This window comes from Streptomyces sp. NPDC002467 (assembly GCF_042889825.1).
In the GTDB taxonomy this organism is placed as follows: Bacteria; Actinomycetota; Actinomycetes; order Streptomycetales; family Streptomycetaceae; genus Streptomyces.
In genome coordinates this window covers 315,593-335,673 of record NZ_JBIARJ010000007.1, presented here as the reverse complement: position 1 = coordinate 335,673, position 20,081 = coordinate 315,593, and the positions used below count along the sequence as shown (strand labels likewise).

Genomic DNA, 20,081 nt, shown 5'->3' with positions numbered 1-20,081 from the left:
GATCGCCGAGCCCGGTCGGGCCGCTGTTCTGCCGCCGGCAGAACAGCGTGCGACAACCGGACCTCGGTCAGTCGATGCCTTCGACGATGCGGAAGTCGCGCTCGACGCCGTCGGAAAGGGCGGCCAGCGCCTCCTGGTAGGCCGCACTCTCGCGCGCCGCGACGGCCTGCTCGAAGCTGTCGAACTCGATCAGGACGGTGCGCTCGGCGATTCCGGCGTCGTACGCCACGACCCGACCGCCACGGACGAGGGTCCGACCGCCCGCGGCCTTGACGGCCGGAGCGGCCAGTTCGCTGTAGGCAGCCAGCTTCTCGGGGTCAAGAATGGTGCGGTAGACGCTGACCCAGTAGGCCTTGGGCATGGAACCTCCAGTGTGGGGATGAGTGCATCCGACTTACGGGTTGGTCTCGGACGGGCGTCGGCGGGCGAGAGCGAGGCTCGTCAGCGTAGTGATCGCCATGGCGCCGATGCCGACCAGCGCCGCGGTGGTGTAGGCGCTGTCGTCGGGGAAGTGGTGGCCGGGGTCGGTGCCCGCGGCGAGGATCAGACCGCCGATGGCGCTGCCCAGGGCGTACCCGACGCTGCGGACGACATAGTTGAAGCTCATTGCGCTCGACGTCTCGCTCTTGGGGGTGACGGCCAGGATGACGCCGGGCATCGCGGCCGAGAAGCCGCCGACGCCGAGGCCGAGCACGCCCATCGCCGCGAACACTTCGACCAGGTCCGACCGGGCCGCCGCGAACAGGGCGAACCCGCCGCCGACCACGACGGCGCTGCCGGCCAGGAGCAGGGGGTCGGCGATCCGCTTCCGGATGCGCGGCGTGAGCTTGCCGGCGACGAACCCCAGCACCGAGAACGGGACGAGGACCAGCCCGGCGACGAAGGTCGTCAGCCCGAAGCCGTAGCCGGCGCCGGGCGGCGTCTGCGCGTACCGGGTGATGAGCGTGAGCAGGAGGTACATGCCGATCCCGCCGACGAACATGGCGAGGTTCGCCCCGGCGACCGCCGGGTGCCGCACCGCCCGCACATCGACCAGGGGCGCCGTGCTGCGCAGCTCGATGACGACCCAGAGGCAGAGCAGCACCACCGCGACGACGGCGAGGCCCGCCGCCACGGCGAGGTGCCCGCTCCACAGATCCCGTTCGCCGGCGAGGAACAGCACCAGGACCAGCGCGGCGGCCAGGACGACCGCGCCCGTCACGTCCACGTGGGCGGAACGGCCTTCGGGGGCTTCGGGCATGGAGCGCCACGCGGTCAGGAGGGCGGCGGCGGTGACGACCAGGCCGAGGCCGTAGGCGGCCCGTACTCCGCCGAGCTCGGCGAGCAGTGCGGCCAGCGGGTAGCCGACGCCGGCCCCGATGATCGAGACCACCGAGACCAGGGCGATCACGGCCGCGCCGCGCTCCTCGGGGAGGTGGTCCCGGGCCACGCCCATCATCAGCGGCGTCAGCCCGAGCCCGACACCCTGGGCCGCCCTGCCGACGAGCAGCCACGCGAACGGCAGCGGCAGCACGGTGAGCGCGCTGCCGGCGACGACGACCGCGAGCGTGGCGAGGATCGTGGCCCGCCGGTGCGGGCCGGCCCCGAGCCGTCCCAGGACCGGCGTGGCGACGGCGCCGCTGAGCAATGCGACGGTCAGCGTCCACTGCGCGCTGCCGAGCGTGACGTGGAACGAGGTCGCCACGCTGGTGATGAGCGGCGCCCCGAGGCTGCCGACCGCCGCCACGACCAGAGGGATGAACATCAGGGCGGGGACCAGCAGCCGCGCCTGGGAACGCGCCGCCGGTAACGCCTTCGCCGCGCCCCCGCCGACCGGCTGCCCGGTCACCGCTTCGGCCCTTCGCGGTCCTGGCTTTCGAGCTCTGCCAGATGCTTCAACGCCGGAAGGGCCGCCACCAGCGCCTCGACCTCGTCGCCGGTGAGCTCGCCGATCAACCGCTCGAACGCGTGGACGCCCGCCTGGCGCCGCGTCCGGACATAGGAGGCGCCGGCCTCGGTCAGGCACACCAGCGTGACCCGCTTGTCGGACGCGTCGCCCCGCCGCTCGACCAGCCCGGACTCCTCCATCACCCGGACCAGGGTGGTCATCGCGGGCTGGGTGACGCCCTCGACCGCGGCCAGATCGGTGATGCGCCGCGGGCCGGTGCGGTCGAGGGTGGCCAGGGTGGCGGCGGACGTCAGGCTCATGTCCCGGGGCAGGCGTCTCACGGCCCTGGTGGCCAGACCGTAGAGGGCTGCCCCGATGGCGGCGGACGCGTCAGGAGCGGTGTCTTGACGACTCATGCCCGAAGCTTAGCATTTTTATATTCATGGCTTATGGAAATGGTCGACCGGCGCGGGAGGCCTCGACCGCCGAGAGCTGCGGACATCGGCCGGGCCCGGCTCTCTTACGGCCCGGCCGCTCCCACGGCTTCACCAGCCCGGCCGCGCTCGGCCCCGGCCGAGCAGCCTGCGAGCATGAGCTCCGCCGGGCTCTCATCGCCTTCGGTCCCGACGGCGGATCGTTCGACGAGTGCGTCCGCACCGAGGCTGTGATCGCCGTCCGGCCCCAGGGGTGAACTGGGCTGTTTCTCGCCTTGGTCGTGGTCGAACGCGGCCGGGTGGCGCAGAAGGCGCAGGCTGCCGTCGACGCGTACGCACCGGGACTGTCGTTCCTGGTTGGCCCCGGCCCCGGCTCCCCGCCGCAGTGGCCAAGCCGTTCTGCGGTGTCGCCTGATCGTGGGTCACCACTTCGTCCGGCGCCCGGGCCTGCGGCTCCTGCGCTACGTTCACCGCCATGGACATCCTGCGCGAGAAGATCAGCCACGGCTTCGATCTGTTGGACGCCGACGGCGATGGGGCCCTGACCGAGGCCGACCACGTCATCATGGGCAACCGGGCCGCCGACCAGCTCGGGTACGGCCGCGGCTCGGCCGGGCACACCCGCATGGTCGACGCCTACGTCGCGGTCTGGCGAGACCTGCACGCCCCGCACGTAGGCGGGGCCGACGGTCGTATGACCAAGCAGGAATTCGTGACCAGCACCCTCACCCTGGCCGCCGACCCCGAGGCCGCGGCCACCACCGTCGGCGCCCTCGCGCGGGCGTTCTTCGCCATCGCCGACGTCGATGCCGACGGCCTGGTCAGCAGGACCGAATTCGACACCTTCCAGCGCAGCCACTTCCCGGGGATCGGCCGGGCGGACCTGGACGCGGCATTCGCCCACCTGGACCGCGACGGCGACGGCTCCCTCGACCCGGCCGAATTCGAATCCGCCGTGGTCGAGTACTGGTCCAGCACCGACCCCACCGCCCCGGGCAACTGGTGGATGGGCCGGCCCGACACCAGGGACTGACGACCCGGCCGGGCAGACCGGACACCTGCGGGCCCTGGCCGCCGCCGCGACCGGGGCCTGCGGCAGTCTCGGCAGCGCGGCCCCCACTCGCATGCTGAAATCCCGCCTCCGGCCCGGGAACTGACCCGTGTGTACGTGTCCCTTCGGGAGGCGTCCAGAGTCTGCGGGTCGGCCAGGGAGGGTATTCATGCAGATCGACATGTCAGACGGGTGGCTGCCGCAGTGGTTGGCGGCGGACTCGCGCCAGCGGTGACCGGTTGTGGACGGGGGCCGTCGCTCGCCTCAGAGGAGATGGCGGAGTCCGCCTCGACGCCCGCTGGTGAGCTGTGCGACGGACGGGCCGGGCCGTACGCGGCGACGAGGCGATCCGCACCCGGACCGTCAAGCGGCAGCCCAGGACGGAGTGCACCCTGGCTTCCTTCAAGGACGGCAGCGTCGCTGACGGCCGTGAACGAGCCGTCGTCCCGGTGGTCGGATGCGAGGTTGGTCCGAGCAGGTCGGCCACCAACAGGGGTATTCGCCAGGGCCTTCATGGCCATGATCGAGGAGATTCTCTCCGACACATGGGAAAGACGGGTACCGGAGGCCCTGGGGCCACGAGTCCCCCGAAGACCTCTGAGCCGTCACCGGGCGATCCGGTCCTCACCCCGACTCACGGGTGAAGAAGAACCCTTCGGGCCGGCCGCTCGTTTCCCCGAGCATCGGCATCGGCATCGGCATCGACAAGGCGTGGCCGCCCCCGAGCAACGTGGTGACCAGCCCGTGCCGCACCGGGCCCATTGCCCGCTGGCGCGGGATGTGGCGGCGTCGCGTCTCGCCCGCCTCGTCGGCGATCCGAAAGCCGACGATGCCGAGTCGTCCCGGCCCCGCCGGGGCCCCGCCGCGTACCGCGGCAAGTCGCCCCGGCGAGTGAAGGGTGTGGAAAGGGGGCGGGTGGCGCTCTCGAACGTCGGCTTCTTCACCTCCGCGCGCCCCGCTGGCTGGCACCGCCCGCCTCATGCTTTCGAAGGAACGCCGGGGATGGCGGCCCCGGCGCATCGGGCCCTCGCTCTCATGCTCTCGGTGACAACACCGGCCCTCGATATTCCGGAGGGATAGTCATGACCCAGGCTCCCGAGTCCCTCACCATCCGCGTGCTGATCCATCACCCGACCACCGATCGGCTGCTGTCGGAGGTCGGCGTCGAAGCGGTGGCGGGCGACCGGGTCGTCGCCGAGGGCCGGACCGACGGTGGGGGCTTCGCCGGACTGGAGATCGGCGAGGACCTGTGGCGCGAGCCGCTCACCGTGCGGATCGACCACGGCGACCGGCACAGCCAGGAGGTCCCGGTCACCAGGGAGGCCCTGTTCGACGAGGAGCCCATCACGGTGACCGTGTCCGGCGAGGACCATGTGGACCCGGGCCGGCTGGCCATACTGGCCGACCATCTGGTCGCCACGCGCCGGGTGCTCGCGGAGAACCTGGCCGACGACCTGACCTGCCCGCCCCCCGACAGCCTGATCCGCCTCCTGACGCCCGGCGAGCGGGCCCGGCTGCTCGACGACCTCAGCCGCGCCGACGGGCACGGGGACGACGGGCACGGGGACCCTGACGGAAGCGGCAACGGCCACGTCCACGGACACGCGAAGGCCGCCACCCGCCTGGTCGATCCGGACGCCCTGCGGCACGGCACCATCTCCTTCCTCGAACTCCCAGAGCTCGACACGCACTTCGACTTCGACACGATCGACCTCGACGACCCCACGTGGCCGAAGCCGATCTGGGGGCTCTTCCCCTGGGCACTGCCCGACGACCAGGCCTACCGCGACTATCTCCGCGGGGTGTTCGTACTGTTCGCACACCAGCAGAAGCTCGGGGTCTCGGCCGACGCCACGCAGTTCCCCGCCATCGTCGAGCAACAGCTCACGCACCGCTTCTTCCAGGACTTCGCCACCACCGACCGCACCGAGGCCCCGCTCAACCAGTTGCTGGTCCCCCTCGTGAAGGCGATCCTGACGGCTCCGACCGGGAGCGGCTTCGGGTTCGGCGTGCCGGCCGCGAACATCCCGGAGAAGGCCGGCACCCAGACCGTCCGCGCCTACCTCGACACCCTCCTCGGGCTGGCGTCGACCGCCCTGCCGGCCGAGTTCGCCAACCGCTACCGGCTCCCGCTGAACGAGCCGGACTCCGTCGTTTCCTCGCCGGTGCTGCTCAGCTCCTACACCCTCTCGCGCATCCTGAGCGACACCGCGCAAGGCCCCGTCGAGCCACCCGAGAACGTGATCGTCCCGCAGCTTCCCGGTGCGTCGGGCAAGCCGATCCTGTGGCCCGAGGTCGTCGGCTCGGCGCCGTTCTTCCTGCGCTTCGACGAGTGGCTCGGCCGGCAGCAGCCGTTCTTCCCCGAGAACCTCTTCGCCCTGCGCACGCAGGTCCACAGCGTCACGAGGGGCCTGTGGCTGAACGAGGACCTCAAGAAGTTCCTCAAGTTCCACGCGGAGATCGACTCCGGCCACACCGTCAACGACTACAAGCCCTACTTCGACTCGATCGGCGAGGTGAAGCGGTCGGCTGCCTTCCTGCGCAGTTACGGCGAGGCCGACGCCAAGCTGACCGAGCTCGTCCAGGCCATCGACCAGAGCCAGTTCGCCACGGCGGCACGCCTGGCCGACGAAGCCGAGGAACTGCTCAACGCGGCACAGCCCGCACCGTCCGGAAGTGAGAACTGGGAGCCTGACTACACCGCCGGCACCCCGCGCCCGGTCAGCTTCGCCCTCCGCCGGGCGGTGACGGTCTCCAACATCGTCGAGCTGACCGGGACCAGCACCACGTACCTGCCGGACGGATTCGAGCGGATCTACGAACTGTCCCGGCCGAGCGAGACCTGGGACATCGTGCACTTCCGGATGGCCCGCGACCAGGCGACCCGGCTGCGCGTCTACCAGCAGAGGTTCCTGCTGCCGATGCTGCGCGCGACGATCCGGTCCGGACTGGGGGACGTCCCCGGCGCCGTCGACATCCTCTCCGGCGTGACCGGCTTCTACATCGGCATCGGGATGCTCGGCATGCCGGCCGGAATGGTGAAGCACTACTACGTCGGCAACGCCAAGCGCCTCGTGGCCGGCCGGCAGCGGGCGATGGACCCCCTGGGCGACCGTCCCTACACGGCCCGGCTGGTGTTCGACAGCGAGCGCCGCCTCACCGGTCCCTTCACGCTCACACCTCAGACCAACGACTTCGGCGACGTGACGACGCCCGCCACACCGATCCTGCACCCCCTGGAGGAGCAGTACGCCCGGATCGTCCAGGCCGACGCCCTCCTCACCTGGGGCGAGATGCTGTATCGCAGCGACGATCCTGCGAGCCTGGAGCGGGCCCGCGAGCTCTACAAGGCGGTGCTCCTCCTGCACGGCAGGAACCCGGGAACGATGGCCTACCGGCCGAAGGACCTCCTCCAGCCCTCGCCCGGCCTCGTTCTGGTCCAGAACCCGCGCCGGCTCAACCAGATCAACCGCGCCAAGCTCGCCCTCCAGCAGCTGGACGCCGGCCTGAACTTCTACGGCTACGACGACGACACGGTGCCGACGCTCCGCTACCAGACGCTCGTCGCGGCGGCCCAGCGCTGGGCCACCGCGGCCAAGTCGGCCCAGAACGACTACCTCTCGTACGTCTCCCGGGCGGAGCAGCTCGACCTCGACCTGCTCGCCGCCAAGGCACAGGAGCGCAGGGCCCAGGGGGCCGTCGCGATCGCCACCGAGCAGGTCGCGGGGGCGCAGGCCAGTGTGGTCGTGGCTCGGAAACTGGTGACGGACGTCGAGAAGCTGATCGAGCTGAAGAAGAAGGAGATCGATGATTCGGACTCCATCTTCGGCCAGTTCAAGGACTACTTCACCGGTTTGAAGACCGGCGTCATGTCCATCGTCGACGTGGCGAAGGACGCCGCGTCGGTGGGCAAGGACCTGCAAGCGGTCTCCGACGAGGACCTCAAGGCGGTGGTCAAGCAGACGGGCAGCGAAGCGTGGTCTGGCGACGGCACCGCCGGTGGCCTGGCCGCCGTCGGAGGGTACTCCGCCTTCGCCGTGATCAGCACGACCACCCTGATCGGAATGGCCGACGCCGCCACCAAACGCCAGCAGGAACTGAACGCCCTGACCGGAGAATCCCTGCCCGCCGCCAAGGCCGCGGTCCAGGTGCAGGAGCGGCAGGTGGCCATCGCCCAGCTCCAGGGCGAGATCGCCGCGAGTGAGCTCGCCTACACCCGTGACCTGATCACGTACCAGAACGAGCGGTTCCTCAACCGCGACTTCTGGGACGCGCTGTCAGGCGTCGCCCGGCGCTCGCTGCACCGCTACCTCGACCTCGCCGGCCAGTCCGCGTGGTTCGCCGAGCGGGCCCTGTCCTACCAGCTGGCGACACCGCTGCGGGTGGTCCGCCTGGGGTACTTCGACCCGCGCATGCGTGACCTGGGCGGCGCCGACCGGCTGGCCCTGGACCTCGCCGAGCTGGAGGCGGTACGCCTGGGATCGGCCCGGCTCAGCCTTCCGCTCACCCGCACCTACTCCCTCGCCCGCGACCTGCCGCTCGCCTTCGGCCAGCTCAAGAAGACCGGCACGTGCACGTTCACCCTCACCGACGACGACCTCCTGGCCGGCCACCCCGGCACCTATGCCCACCGCATCCGCACCGCCGACGTCCTCGTGGACGTCCCGGGCACCACACAGCGGCCACGCGGCATCCTCACCAACATGGGGTTCTCCTTGCTCCGCCGCTCCCCGTCGGCCCCGCGCGTCCCGCTGCTGCGCTACGCCGACGCCTACCCGGTCAGCGATTTCCGCAGCCGGCGTGACCTGGAGTTGTTCGGCCTGCCCGGCGAACAGCTGCTCCCGTTCGAGGGCACCGCGTTCACGACGACCTGGAACCTGGCGCTTCCCGCGGGCACGAGCCCCGTCGGGCTCGACCGCGTCGCCGACGTACTCCTCACCTTCGACATGCAGGCGGCCTACGACGGCGGCCCGGCCGGCTCCGGCGTCGCGGCGGCCCCGTCCACCACGAAGATGTCGCGCTCGCTGCTCGTCTCGGCCCTGTCGGTCAACATCACGGGACTGCCGAGCCTGCGGACACCGGGGCAGTTCGCGAAGCTGACCTTCCCGCTCAACAAGCTCCCGTTGCCGGCGGGCGGCACGGTCACCAACCTCGCGGTGGTCCTGCCGGGCGTCGTGGGCGGGAGCATCACGGGCAAGCTCCGCTTCGGCAACTCGCCCCAGACCCAGTTCCAGATCGTGGACGGCATCGCGATGTCCAACCTCGGCGTGCTGGGCACGGGGACCGGAACTCAGCCTCAAGCCCTGAACGCCGCTGTCAGCGGTTCTCCCGCCCGCGTCGTCGAACTCGAGATCACCAAGGGGAGCGACGCCGACAGGCTCGCGGCAGTGCGGGACGTGCTGCTGTGGGTCGAGTACGAGGTCACCGAGTAGACCGGAGAGCAGGGCAGGCCGGGTGCCCGACGTTCGTCCGCGGACGAACGTCGGGCACCCATGGCTGCCGAACGACGGTTACCCGTCGCGGTCCCCGGGAGTCGACCCGTCAGCACAGGTGCACGGCCACCCCGCACAGACCGAGCCCCTCCCGCGCGGCGGTGCGCCAGATGCGCAGGGGGCCGTCCAGGACGTGCTCCTGGTTCGCGGAGTAGTACAACCAGTCCCGGGCCTGCGCGGCGGCACGCTCGGAGTCGGTGAAGGACAGGGCCCGCTCGACGGAGGGAAGCGACTGGCGGACCTGCCCGGACGTGAGGAGGAAGTTGCCGCACCAGCCCGGCAGGAGGGCGGCGCGGGCCGGACCGATGGCGTGGAACAACGAAGCGACCGCGTACTCCTTGGAATGGACGGAGATGAAGATGCCGTCCCGCTCCTGCTCCGCCCACATGTCGTCGACGACGTAGAAGTCCGGCTCCACACGGCCGAAGCAGGCCTCCTCGACGTTGTCGCCGGGGGCGGTCAGTTCCCGGAACGACTCGACGGCGGCAGCATCCGCCGCCGTGCGTGCCGGGCTCGCGGCCGGGACGCACCACGTCTCGTAGTCGGGCAGGGGTGCCCGCTGCCAACGCTCCCACCGCTGCCGAGCACCTTGCGCGGCTCGGTCTGCCTCCATGGCCGGCAGCAGCAGAGGGGAGAGACCTGCGATGAAGGCATCGCTGTGACTGCTGATCGCCCAAGCGCTGGTGAAACCCATGAACCGCACGCTAGTGCCCGGCACTGACAGCCATGGTGCTGCCGGCCTGGGGGACGCGTAGGCGGGGGTGGGCGCGACGGGGCCGCGGCGTCGATGCCGGCTCACCAGTGACGGCTGGCGGTTCCGCAGGGCTCATCCCGGTCGGACCGTCGGCGTGGAGCGCTGAGTACCAACTTGGGCAGACGGGCTGCCCGACGGGGGAGTCAAGCCGCAGAGCCCGCGCCGACGGCCGCTGACGTGACTACCCGACGACCTGTCGTCGGGTAGTCGGACCGGAACCGAGGTGGCTCAGGCGCGGGGCGTCCGTCGGCCGACGCCCCACTCGCCCATCGGCGTGACGAGGTCGGAGTCGGACAGTTCGTAGCCGAGGGCCACGGTGGCGTGCGGCGCGGGGGTGGAAGCGGTCCGCCCGTGGTCCGCCGCGGACTCCTGGCCGGCGGCCGGGGCTGCGAGGAGGACACCGGCGGCCACGGCGGCGGCACCGGCGAGGAGAATGATCTTCTTCTGCATGCTGGGTCTTGCCTTTCGTATGGTTCGGCGTGTCCGAGGTGTGGTTTCCGGACCACCGAGGGTCGGACTGGGGCGTCGTGCGTGGGCCGGGAGGTTGCCCGCCGATGCGGAGCAGCGCCCTTGCGTGAGGTGGCACCCCTGCGGCAGGCCCAGTCGATCACGGTGCACGGTGACGTTCCCAGGCACTTCCACCGGCAGAAGTACGGTCGGTCGTTCATTGCGGGCCCGCGGCCGCGCCTGTGGGGGAGTCGGCCGGAGCAGCGAGTGCCACCCGCAAAACCATGTCGGGCATACTTTTGCGGGCGAGGTACGGCGTTCCGCTGGGCCGCACCGACCAGGGGACTTTCGACATGGACACCGGTACACCGGCCACCGGCGACTTCGGTGCCCTTCTGCACGGACTGCGCAAGCGGGCCGGGCTGAGCCAGGAGGAGCTGGCCCACTCCGCCGGGGTCAGCGTGCGGGCGCTGTCGTACATGGAGCGCGGACACTCCCGAGGGCCCCAGCGCCGCACGGTGCAGGCGTTGGCCGCGGCCCTGGGCCAAGACGCGGCCGGTGCCCGGGAGTTGGAGCGCGCGGCGAGCCTGGGCCGGCCCCGGCGGGTTTCCGTGAGGCATGCCCCGCCACCTGCCGTCGTACAGGACGCCGCCCCGCCGACCGGCGGGCCCGATCTGCTGCCGCGCGCGCCGCGCGGCTTTCACGGGCGGGCGGCGGAGCTCGTCGCGCTGTCCCGGGCCGCCGAGGGCGAGGCGCCCGTCTGCCTGGTCGTCGGGCCCGCCGGGGTCGGGAAGACGGCCCTCGTGCTGCACTGGGCCCACCACCGGCGTGCCGACTTTCCCGATGGGCAGCTCTACGCCGATCTGCGCGGATTCGGCGGCACGGGCGAGCCCGCCCTCGTCGAGGTGCTTCGCGAGTTCCTGCCGGCGCTCGGTGTGCCCCACGACCGGATACCGGAGTCGGCGAACGGCGCGGCCGCGCTGTTCCGGTCGCTCGCCGCCGACCGTCGGCTCCTCGTGGTGCTCGACAACGCCCGGGACTCCGAGCAGGTCAGGCCGCTCCTGCCCGGCGGTCGCCACTGCGTCACCGTCGTTACCAGCAGACACCGGCTTCCGGGGCTGATCGTCACCGACACCGCCCGGTCCGTCGCCGTGGACGTGCTCGGACCGGAGGACGCCACGATGCTCCTCGCCGAAGTGCTCGGCGTGGAACGCGTACGCGAGGAGCCGGAGGCCGCGCTCCGGCTGGCCGAGCTCTGCGACGGGCTGCCCCTCGCGCTGCGCGTGGCAGCCGCCCGGCTCGCGGGGCGCCCCGCCTGGTCGCTGGGCGCGATGGCCGCCGAACTGTCCGACGAGACGCGCCGGCTGAGCCTGCTGGACGTGGAGGACACCGGCGTACGGGCGGCGCTGCGCGTGACGCTGCAACAGCTGCCGCGGGAGGTCTCCCGTCAGTTCGCCCATCTCGGCCGCCACCCCGGTACGCACGTCGACCGGTTCGCGGCGGCGGCCCTGGCGGGTACGGACCCGGCGGCCGCCGAGGCTTCCCTGGAGCGACTGGCCGTGGCACACCTCGTCACGGAGACGGCGCCCGGCCGGTGGACGATGCACGATCTGGTGCGGCTCTACGCACGCAGCCTGGAGGGCGGGCCCGAGGCGCTGCGGCGCGTCCTCGACCACTACATCGCCACGGGCATCGCGGCCGTGGCGGCGGCCGAGCCCGGCAACGAGGACTGCTTCCCGCTACCGGCGGACTACCTGCCGCCCGCCGTGGTGCGGGAGTTCGACGACCGGTCCGCCGCCGTGGCCTGGTACGCGGTCGAGCGGGACGACCTCACACAGGCGGTGGCCGCGGCACACGCCGCCGGACTGCACGACCGGACCTGGCGGATCGCCCTGACGATGTGGCCGCTGATCGTGTGGCGCGTCCGGGATGGCTGGGCCCCGCTCCTGGAGACCGCGCTCGAGGCCGCACGGGCCGGCGGCGACCGGTACGGCGAGTCACGGGTGCTGAACGTGCTCGGCTGGGTGCTGACCGAGGAAGGTCGCATCCCGGAGGCGCTCACCCACCTGGAGGACGCTTCCACGCTGGCCTCCCGCGCGGGCGACGCGGTGGCCGAGGCGAACGCCTTGGTCGTCCTGGGCGTCGCACAAGCCGCACTCGGCAGCCTGGGCGAGGCCGCGCGGGGATGCGAGCGCGCCGTGGAGCTGGCGCGCGAGGCCGGGGACCGGACCATCGAGAGACTGGCCATGCAGCACCTCGCGCGCCACTGGGCCGACGCCGGGAAGTGGCGCCAGGCGCTCGACACCGCGACCGAGGCGCTGGCCTTCGACGACCGGGCGGACACGGCCGACGTGCCCCGCATCCTGCTCCTCATGGTGCGGGGAGAGGCGCTGCTGGGGCTCGGGGACGAGGCCGGGGGCATCGGGCAACTCGACCTGGCGGCCCGGGAGGCGGAATCCTCCGGCTACGACGACGGCGCCGTACGCGCGCTCGGCGCGTTGCTGCGAGCGTCGGCGGACGGGGGACTCCGGGCACGGTACGACGCGGCGGTCGCCAGGCTCATGACGCGGACGTGAAGCCGGGGGCGGTCCGCCACGGAGCGGCCGCACCGGCCTCGGCGGCGTGGACGTGTCCGCGTGCGCGGGGCGCGCCCGGGGCGGGGACCGGCGGGGGGACCGGTACCCGCCCCGGGCGCAGTTCGTGGGCGCAGTGCGCGGGGAAACGTCCTACTTCGGGCAGCCGTCCTGGGTGACCTTGCCGCCGGCTTCGTCGGCCGTGGCCGTGGCCGAGTCGATGGACAGGCACAGGCCCGTCCAGTCGTAGAGGGTCCTGTCGTCACAGACCCCGGTTGCCGCCCTTGACGACGGCGCGGGCGTCATTGCGCGCGATGATGTCGTCCACCAGGGCCCAGCCGGGGAAGTCCATTCTCACGATGCCCGGGTGACCGTCGCCGTCCGCGTTGTCGAGGTACTCCATCGGCCGGCGGACGTGTGCGTCGCGAACAGCCCACCTGTGGGGCTGCCTACGGCCGCTTCGATGCCGGCGGCCGAAGACCTCCTCGATCCTGGCGTGGTCCACAGTGGTCGGGTCGTTCGCGCACTGGGTGACGTCCCCACCCGTGACGGGGCGTTCGGCGCGGAGCCGCGTGACGACGGTCATCACCAGGACGGCCCGCAAGGAAATGGCGCGCTTTTCCCAAGACGTAGCCGTAGTCCTCCTGCGTCTGCGCGAGCGGGCCGCAGTGGATGGACAGGGTGTCGTGGGTACCGGGCAGGGACACGGTGGCCGGCCAGGACCCGCCCGAGACGTTCTTCATCCAGTCGGCAGCACGGTTCGGCTCGCCGATGTTCCAGTACGCGTCGCCGTTGCCCGACCCGGCCGCTTCCGCGGTCCCCGCGGGTCCGGGGGCGAGCAGGACCGCGCCGAGTGCGGCGCAGACCGCGATCAGGCGGGCCGACAGGCGCGGGAGCCGCCGCCGGGATCCGCCGCCCGTGTCGGATGGGGTGGTGTGGGGCATGGGGCTCCTGTCCGGGCACGCGCTGAAGAACTCACGGCGCGGGAGGCCGGAGGGGGCAGGCCCGCCCCGCGTCCGTGATGCCCCGAGCCAACCCGATGCGGCCTGCGCAGAACACGAAGTTCCACCCGCAAAAGTGCCGTTCCGCTCAGACTTGCGGGGTCGCCCCGGTGCCCCGGCGGCGGCCGGCTCGTCGGACAGGCGACCTCCGGTCACCTCCCGGGGCGCGGCTCAATTGGTGCTCTTGTAACGGGCATGACCTTCAATCAACATGATCCGCGCGCATCACGCACTCTCTTCCCGCACAACCTTCACACGGCGTACGAGGAGACAACACGTGGTACAACGCACCAGACGTTCCTTACGCACGGCGCTCGCCGCCCTCGCCTCCCTCCTGCTCCTCCCGCTCGGCTCGGGTGTCGCCGCGGCCGCGCCCGACCCCGGCCCGTCGTCCGGTGCGGCCGGACTCAAGATCGAGCCCGAGCTCCGCGCCCAGCTCGACGCCTCCGACAAGGCCGTCTTCTGGGTCTACCTCGACAGCGCCGCCGACCTCACCGCCGCGAGCAGGCAGCCGAGCCGCGCCGCCAAGGCCGAGACCGTACTGCGGACCAAGAAGGAGCACGCCGCGCGCAGCCAGGCCGGGGTGGTCAAGGCCATCGAAGGCGCCCGGGCCGAGTACACCTCGTACTGGATCGTGAACGCGCTCCGCGTCGTCGGCAGTGAGAAGCTGGCCGGCGCTCTCGCGGAGCGCCCCGAGGTGTCCCGGGTCGCCGCCGACGACAAGGTCGCCCTGCCCAAACCCGCCGAGGGCCGGCGGGAGCAGTCCGTCGCCGACGCGATCGAGTGGAACATCGACCGCGTCAAGGCCCCGCAGGTCTGGGACCAGGCCGGGGTGCGCGGCGAGGGCATCGTCGTCGCCAACATCGACAGCGGCGTGGACTACACCCACCCCGCGGTGAACCGCCAGTACCGCGGGAAGAACGGGGACGGCACTTACACCCACGCCTACAACTGGTTCGACCCCGCCGGGATCTGTGCCGGGGCCGCCCCGTGCGACAACAACGACCACGGCACCCACACGATGGGCACGATGGTCGGCGACGACGGCGGCGCCAACAAGATCGGCGTCGCCCCCGGCGCCAAGTGGATCGCCGCCAAGGGCTGTGAGTCCGACTCCTGCTCCGAGGCGTCCCTGCTCGCCTCCGGCCAGTGGATCGTCGCCCCGACCGACGCGAACGGTCAGAACCCGCGACCAGATCTCGCCCCGCACATCGTCAACAACTCCTGGGGAGGTCCGGGCGGGGACACCTGGTACCAGGAGATCGTCACCACCTGGCGGGCCGCCGGCATCTTCCCGGCGTTCTCCAACGGCAACTCCGGACCGGGCTGCTCCACCAGCGGCTCACCCGGTGACTACGCGAGCTCGTACAGCTCCGGCGCATTCGACATCAACAACGCCATAGCGTCGTTCTCCTCGCGCGGCGCAGGTCCCGGGGGCCTGATCAAGCCGAACATCGCCGCCCCGGGCGTGAACATACGCTCCTCCACCCCGGGCGGCGCCTACAAGGCCTTCTCCGGCACGTCCATGGCCTCGCCGCACACCGCGGCCACCGTCGCCCTGCTGTGGTCCGCGGCGCCCGCCCTCGAAGGCGACGTCGCGCAGACCGAAGCACTCCTCGACGGCACGGCCCTGGACACCGACGCCGCGCAGTGCGGCGGCAGCCCCGCGGACAACAACGTCTTCGGCGAGGGCAGGCTCGATGCCCTCGCCGCCGTGAACGCCGCCCCGCGCGGGGCGATCGGCGCGCTCGCCGGCACCGTCAGCTCCGGCGGCGCGCCGGTCGCGGGCGTCACGGTCACCGCCGACGGTCCGATCGACCGTACGACGACCACCGCCGCCGACGGCACCTACCGGTTCACCACGCTCTCGGCGGGCGACTACACCCTGACCGCCGCCAAGTTCGGCTACGGAACGCAGACCGCCACGGCCACGGTCACCGAGAACGCCACCGCCGCCGGGGACTTCACCCTCGTCCAGGCCCCGACCGGCAAGCTCACCGGCACGGTCACCGCCGCCTCCGGACCCATGGCGGGTGCCACCGTCACCGTCGCGGACACCCCCGTGACCGCGACCGCCGACGCCCAGGGACGCTTCGAGGTCACCCTGCCCCACGGCACCTACGACGTACGGGCCACCCACCCGTCCCGCTGCGTCACCGGCGGATCCACCAGGGCCACCGTCGCGGGCGACACGACCGTCTCGGTGAACCTGCCCGAACGCACCGACGGTTACGGCTACGCCTGCGCCACCGCCAACGACCGCCCGTACACGCCGGGCAGCCGTCAGCTCGCGCTCACCGGCGACAACACCACCGAGCGCGTCGACCTGCCGTTCCCGCTGCCGCTGTACGGAAAGACGTACGCGCAGGCCTGGATCGGCACCAACGGCACCGTCAGCTTCGGCGGCAACCACACCGCGGACGTCAACGGCGACCTGCCGAGCACCGCCACCCCCAATGCCGCGCTCTACCCCTTCTGGGACGACCTGGTCGTCGGCGCCGCAGGCAGCGGATCGGGTGTCTTCACCGCCGTCACCGGCACCGCGCCGCACCGCAGTTACGTCATCGAGTGGCGCGAGGTGTCCCACTGGTCGGCGCAGGCCGACAAGTTCTCCTTCTCGGCCTCGATCGGTGAGGACGGCACCGTCACCTACGTCTACAAGGGCACGGGCGGCACCGGCATCAAGGGCGGCTCCACCGCCACCGTCGGCGTGGAGAACGCCACCGGCACCGACGCCTTCAAGTACTCCTTCAACACCCCCGTCATCACGGACGGCCTCGGCATCTCCTTCCGCACCACCCGGAGCGGCGTGGTGACGGGCCGCGTGCTCGACGCCAACGACGGCGGCGGCGTCGCCGGCGCCACCGTGACCGTCGGCACCGGTGACGCGGCCGTTTCCGCCACCACGGCGGCGGACGGCGGCTACGTGGTCCAGAGCCCGTCCGGCTCGCGGCCCGTCGCCATCTCGGCACCGCAGTACGAGTCCGGGCAGGCGACCGTGGACGTGAAGGCGGCCGACGTGACGTCCCTGACCCAGTCGCTGCGAACCGGTCGGGTGACACCGTCCAAGCCCGCCGTGGAGGTGGTCCTCCAGCCGAACCAGCAGCGGACCCGAACCCTGGACCTGACCAACCCGGGCCTCGCCACGGCCTTCACGGTGACCGAGGGAGCGACCTGGCTGACGGCCACGCCCGCGGCAGGGGATCTGCCGACGGGAGCCAAGGCCCCGGTCACCCTCACCGTCGACACGACGGGACTGGCCCCGGGGTCGGTCCTGACCGCAGACCTGAAGATCACCTCGGCCAGCGGCCGGACCCCGGACCTGACCGTCCCCGTCAAGGTGGTCGTCCCGCGCTACCAGGTCGCCCTGGACGCGGGATCGAACTCCGCGAGCACGGACGTACTGGGCGACGCCTGGTCCCCGGACCGCAAGTACACCGCGGGCTCCTACGGCTACCAGGGCAACGGCTCCACCCTCGACACCAACCGCGCCATCACCGGTACACAGGACCAGCGGCTGCTGCGCACCGCCCGCGAGGGCATGTACGAGTACCGCTTCGACAACGTGCCGAACGGGACCTACACGGTGGAACTGGGCTTCGCCGAGCTCTCCTCCACCAAGCCGAACAAGCGGGTGTTCGACGTCCTGGCCGAGGGCCGGCAGGTACTGCCCTCCCTCGACATCGCCCTGGAGGCGGGCACGTACACGGCCCTGACCCGTACGTACACGGTCATGGTGACGGACGGGGTGCTCAACATCCGTTTCGTCACGCACACCGGATTCGGCAAGCCCCTCCTCAACACGCTCCGGGTGACCGACCGACCCGACCAGAGCTGACCGCACCACGAGCAGGGGGCGGGGCGCTCCAGAGCGCCCCGCCCTCCGCGGCACATCGCGCGGCGGCGGCCGGGACGGCACGACGGGGCCCGAACTTGGGTGGCAAGGCCGATCACTATGCTCTGTGGCTTGACCAGTGGAGGGCGGACTCGGTATCCGGGGCGCCATCGCACTCGGCGGCGTCGCCGCCTACACCGTCGGCCGCTTCTGGACGGAGTACCTGCGCATCGACGAGTCCCACACGTTCCTGGGCCTCCGCGTGAACAACTGGACTTCTGTCGTGGTCTTCCTCGGTGCCATCGCCTGCCTCGTTGTATCGGCCCGCCGGCACCCGGGCATCGAGGACGTGTCACGGCCCAAGGGCGAGGGTGGCGATGAGCCGGCCGGCGAGCCGCACGTGAAGGTGGCCGTCAAGACAGGAGGTATCGACGCACGATGACAGGTCGGATGTCGGCCTGTCGTCGGTCTAGCCACTCCCGACGTATACGCGCAGGTCGGAGCGTCCGGTCGGCACCTTCCACCGGCGCAGAGCGTCCATTCCGCCGGTGGGCCAGCCATCGGAGTCCTGGTCGGCGATGAACCGCACGACCCGCTGCTGCACGTTGCTCAGGTCTCCGAAGGACTGCGGCGCTTCGGCGGGTTCGCCCGGAAAGACCAACGTGAACAGCCTCTGCGCCGTGTAGTACCTGTCGTGGTACCTCTCGACGCCCCTACGGTCAGCCAGACCGACGAGCATGGCCTCCACCGCCCGCGGCGTCGTGGCCTCGGGCGTCTCGGCCAGGGCCATCGCCGCGAGGCTGCCGTAGGAGCCGCTCAGGAACGACATGGTCTCGGCCCTCTCCGGAGGCCGGGCGACGACCTGGATCAGCACGTCGACGACGGCCGGGCCCACGATGCCGAGCCGCGTCAGCGCGAAGGCGGAGGCCCAGCGCAACTCGACGACAGGGTTGTCCAGGTAGCCCTGGACGAAGGGGACGGCCGCCGAATCGCCGAGCAGCCCGAGGGCGACCAAGCCCGTCGCCGCGGCCCCCGGCGAGGCTTCATCGGCGACGAACGCCTTCAGCAGCGGAATCAAGGTCGCCGCGGACTCCGGGAACCACGCGAACAGGTTCGCCGTCTCGGCGCGCAGCTCAGGGCTGTCCGAGGTCAACAGGACGGCGAGGGCGGGAAGAGCCTCCCGAACGGCGTCGTAGGAAAGCACGATCGCCTCGGCATCGATGAGCACCTGCTCACAGCTCTCCTCCCGCTGCTTGCGCTCATCGTCGTCCGTGGCTTCGGCGATCCACTGGGCCCAGTCCTCGGCTTCACCTCGCAGGCTTGCCAGGTTGTCGCGGTCTTCCCGAGGGTCGTAGCCGTTCGGCAGAAAGTTGTTGTCCAGCCCGATCGCGATGGCGACCAGCAGGCGGACGAACCGGTACCTGTTGACCAATCTCGGGTCGAGGGCCATCCGTACGAGAAACGGAACGGTGTACACCGCGGCCTGCGATCGCGTGCCCTGGTGCACGATGTGGTTCGCGAGCTGCGCACTCGGCGGGTACCGGCCGTCCCGGTCCCCGGCCTGCATCGCCCGGAGGTGTCCGGGGACGTCATCCGCTTTGCCGTAGGAGTGTTGCAGTTCGGCCCATGGCACATCGTCCAGGTCGGCCAGAGGGTCGTCGGTCACAGCAGCAGATCCTGGCACACCAGGAGTTCGACCCCGCCTCCAGCCCGCCGCAGAGGCCGACCCGCCCGCCGGAGTCGGCGCCGGCCGAGGAGCGTCCCGGGGTGTTCACCCGAGGCGGGCTGCCGGGTGACGTTTCTGCTCCGGGGCGGGCGAGGTGGCGTCCCCTGAGCACGGTCACCGACCACAGGACGGCGCTTCGCCGCTTTCGGGCCGGGTCTCGTGGTCCCGGGCAGGGCGCCGCGAGCGCGGGAGAAAGCCGGACTCCGGGGTCAGGTGGACGTCGGGGGCCGTCAGACGAGGTGGATCGTGAAGCGCCTCACGATCTTGGGGGTCGTGGCGATCGTGTCGGAGTGGACCGAGCCGCGAGCCCTCTCGTACCTCCCGGTGCCGCCGGTGATCGCGTTGTCGAAGGGACCCTGGTCGACGTAGTTGAAGTACATCCCCTGCACGGTGAGCTGGCCGCCGGGGAGGACGTAGGTCACGACGCACTGCTCCGCTTCATCGGCGCCGCCCCGGGTGGTGGTGCAGGTGCCGTGGGTCTCGCCGACCTTGTTGTGCGCCTCGTCGAAGAGGTCCGAGCGGACGACGACCTGATCGCCCTGCGAGACGCTGCCGGGGGTGACGGGGAAGCGGGTCAGCTGCTGCACCTCGGCCAGGACTGTGATGGTACGGCCCTTGTCAGCGGCCTGGGGGGAACCGGTGTCCGTCGCGGCGGCCGCGACGGGGGTGCAGGCGAGGAGGGTGACCAACGTGGCCGTGCCGAGGCAGGCCGCTCTGATGGGGCGCATCATGCGACTCCTGAGGTTGAAGTTCGTGAATGACCGGATGGCGAACTTCCATCCGGTTTCGTTCGATTCCCTTGATAGCCTCGACTCCACCGAGCCGCAGGGCACCCCGGCACGAACCACCGGCACATCCAGCCGGTCGGACCAAAGTCAGGCGGCGGAGCTGGGCGCGAAGG

13 protein-coding genes and 1 pseudogene are annotated in these 20,081 nt (G+C 71.5%); 5 read left to right on the top strand and 9 right to left on the bottom strand.

The features are described from left to right. Nucleotides 1-67: 67 nt before the first annotated feature. From ACFYYJ_RS17740 to ACFYYJ_RS17730, 3 genes are read right to left on the bottom strand one after another with little or no spacing between them, the layout of a single operon-like run. A complete protein-coding gene (locus ACFYYJ_RS17740; protein ID WP_385132947.1) occupies nucleotides 68-361 on the bottom strand; it encodes a DUF1330 domain-containing protein in 294 nt (97 codons plus the stop codon). 33 nt (nucleotides 362-394) lie between these two features. After that, complete coding sequence (locus tag ACFYYJ_RS17735; RefSeq protein WP_389133408.1) at nucleotides 395-1,828, bottom strand: MFS transporter; 1,434 nt, start codon at nucleotides 1,826-1,828, stop codon at nucleotides 395-397. Then, the gene (locus ACFYYJ_RS17730; RefSeq protein WP_385367388.1) at nucleotides 1,825-2,187 is read right to left on the bottom strand and encodes a MarR family winged helix-turn-helix transcriptional regulator; all 363 of its coding nucleotides are present in this window, start codon (nucleotides 2,185-2,187) and stop codon (nucleotides 1,825-1,827) included. The genes ACFYYJ_RS17735 and ACFYYJ_RS17730 overlap by 4 nt, the downstream gene beginning before the upstream one ends. A 589-nt stretch (nucleotides 2,188-2,776) precedes the next feature. Here ACFYYJ_RS17730 and ACFYYJ_RS17725 point away from each other — a divergent pair. Continuing rightward, entirely contained in the window at nucleotides 2,777-3,334 is a 558-nt protein-coding gene (locus ACFYYJ_RS17725) for an EF-hand domain-containing protein (protein WP_389133406.1), read from the top strand. Nucleotides 3,335-3,985: 651 nt separating this feature from the next. Here the strand turns inward: ACFYYJ_RS17725 and ACFYYJ_RS17720 are convergent. Next, nucleotides 3,986-4,204, bottom strand: a pseudogene (locus tag ACFYYJ_RS17720) (glycosyltransferase family 2 protein); the annotation flags it as partial. A gap of 230 nt (nucleotides 4,205-4,434) precedes the next feature. On the opposite strand from ACFYYJ_RS17720, the gene ACFYYJ_RS17715 reads away from it, so the two are divergent. Then, a complete protein-coding gene (locus ACFYYJ_RS17715; RefSeq protein ID WP_389133404.1) occupies nucleotides 4,435-8,784 on the top strand; it encodes a hypothetical protein in 4,350 nt (1,449 codons plus the stop codon). 109 nt (nucleotides 8,785-8,893) lie between these two features. Here ACFYYJ_RS17715 and ACFYYJ_RS17710 read toward each other — a convergent pair whose 3' ends face one another. Both ACFYYJ_RS17710 and ACFYYJ_RS17705 read right to left on the bottom strand, forming a co-directional pair. Next, entirely contained in the window at nucleotides 8,894-9,538 is a 645-nt protein-coding gene (locus ACFYYJ_RS17710; protein WP_389133402.1) for a hypothetical protein, read from the bottom strand. 288 nt (nucleotides 9,539-9,826) lie between these two features. Further along, nucleotides 9,827-10,048, bottom strand: coding sequence for a hypothetical protein (locus tag ACFYYJ_RS17705; protein WP_385366799.1), 222 nt, complete (start codon nucleotides 10,046-10,048; stop codon nucleotides 9,827-9,829). 281 nt (nucleotides 10,049-10,329) lie between these two features. On the opposite strand from ACFYYJ_RS17705, the gene ACFYYJ_RS17700 reads away from it, so the two are divergent. Next, nucleotides 10,330-12,621 carry a helix-turn-helix domain-containing protein gene (locus tag ACFYYJ_RS17700; RefSeq protein WP_389133400.1) on the top strand — a complete coding sequence of 764 codons (2,292 nt, stop codon included), beginning with the start codon at nucleotides 10,330-10,332 and terminating at the stop codon, nucleotides 12,619-12,621. A gap of 259 nt (nucleotides 12,622-12,880) precedes the next feature. On the opposite strand, the gene ACFYYJ_RS17695 is transcribed toward ACFYYJ_RS17700, so the two are convergent. Further along, nucleotides 12,881-13,204 (bottom strand): hypothetical protein, encoded by a 324-nt coding sequence (locus tag ACFYYJ_RS17695; RefSeq protein ID WP_389133398.1) that lies wholly within the window; start codon nucleotides 13,202-13,204, stop codon nucleotides 12,881-12,883. Nucleotides 13,205-13,896: 692 nt separating this feature from the next. On the opposite strand from ACFYYJ_RS17695, the gene ACFYYJ_RS17690 reads away from it, so the two are divergent. Beyond that, nucleotides 13,897-17,457: a S8 family serine peptidase gene (locus tag ACFYYJ_RS17690; RefSeq protein ID WP_389133396.1), complete on the top strand. Its 3,561-nt coding sequence runs from the start codon at nucleotides 13,897-13,899 to the stop codon at nucleotides 17,455-17,457. Between the two features lie 136 nt (nucleotides 17,458-17,593). Next, nucleotides 17,594-17,896 (top strand): prolipoprotein diacylglyceryl transferase family protein, encoded by a 303-nt coding sequence (locus ACFYYJ_RS17685; RefSeq protein ID WP_389133394.1) that lies wholly within the window; start codon nucleotides 17,594-17,596, stop codon nucleotides 17,894-17,896. Between the two features lie 27 nt (nucleotides 17,897-17,923). Here the strand turns inward: ACFYYJ_RS17685 and ACFYYJ_RS17680 are convergent, their stop codons facing one another. Beyond that, nucleotides 17,924-19,120, bottom strand: a complete 1,197-nt coding sequence (locus ACFYYJ_RS17680; protein ID WP_389133391.1) for a HEAT repeat domain-containing protein — start codon at nucleotides 19,118-19,120, stop codon at nucleotides 17,924-17,926. A gap of 290 nt (nucleotides 19,121-19,410) precedes the next feature. Beyond that, entirely contained in the window at nucleotides 19,411-19,908 is a 498-nt protein-coding gene (locus tag ACFYYJ_RS17675) for a hypothetical protein (protein ID WP_389133388.1), read from the bottom strand. Nucleotides 19,909-20,081: the final 173 nt, after the last annotated feature.

Bases quoted from the DNA above. Each gene is read 5' to 3' on its own strand.
- ACFYYJ_RS17715 (WP_389133404.1), top strand. From the start codon at position 4,435: ATGACCCAGGCTCCCGAGTCCCTCACCATCCGCGTGCTGATCCATCAC.
- ACFYYJ_RS17730 (WP_385367388.1), bottom strand. From the start codon at position 2,187: ATGAGCCTGACGTCCGCCGCCACCCTGGCCACCCTCGACCGCACCGGC.
- ACFYYJ_RS17705 (WP_385366799.1), bottom strand. From the start codon at position 10,048: ATGCAGAAGAAGATCATTCTCCTCGCCGGTGCCGCCGCCGTGGCCGCC.
- ACFYYJ_RS17675 (WP_389133388.1), bottom strand. From the start codon at position 19,908: ATGCGCCCCATCAGAGCGGCCTGCCTCGGCACGGCCACGTTGGTCACC.
- ACFYYJ_RS17710 (WP_389133402.1), bottom strand. From the start codon at position 9,538: ATGGGTTTCACCAGCGCTTGGGCGATCAGCAGTCACAGCGATGCCTTC.
- ACFYYJ_RS17695 (WP_389133398.1), bottom strand. From the start codon at position 13,204: ATGACCGTCGTCACGCGGCTCCGCGCCGAACGCCCCGTCACGGGTGGG.
- ACFYYJ_RS17700 (WP_389133400.1), top strand. From the start codon at position 10,330: ATGTCGGGCATACTTTTGCGGGCGAGGTACGGCGTTCCGCTGGGCCGC.
- ACFYYJ_RS17740 (WP_385132947.1), bottom strand. From the start codon at position 361: ATGCCCAAGGCCTACTGGGTCAGCGTCTACCGCACCATTCTTGACCCC.
- ACFYYJ_RS17725 (WP_389133406.1), top strand. From the start codon at position 2,777: ATGGACATCCTGCGCGAGAAGATCAGCCACGGCTTCGATCTGTTGGAC.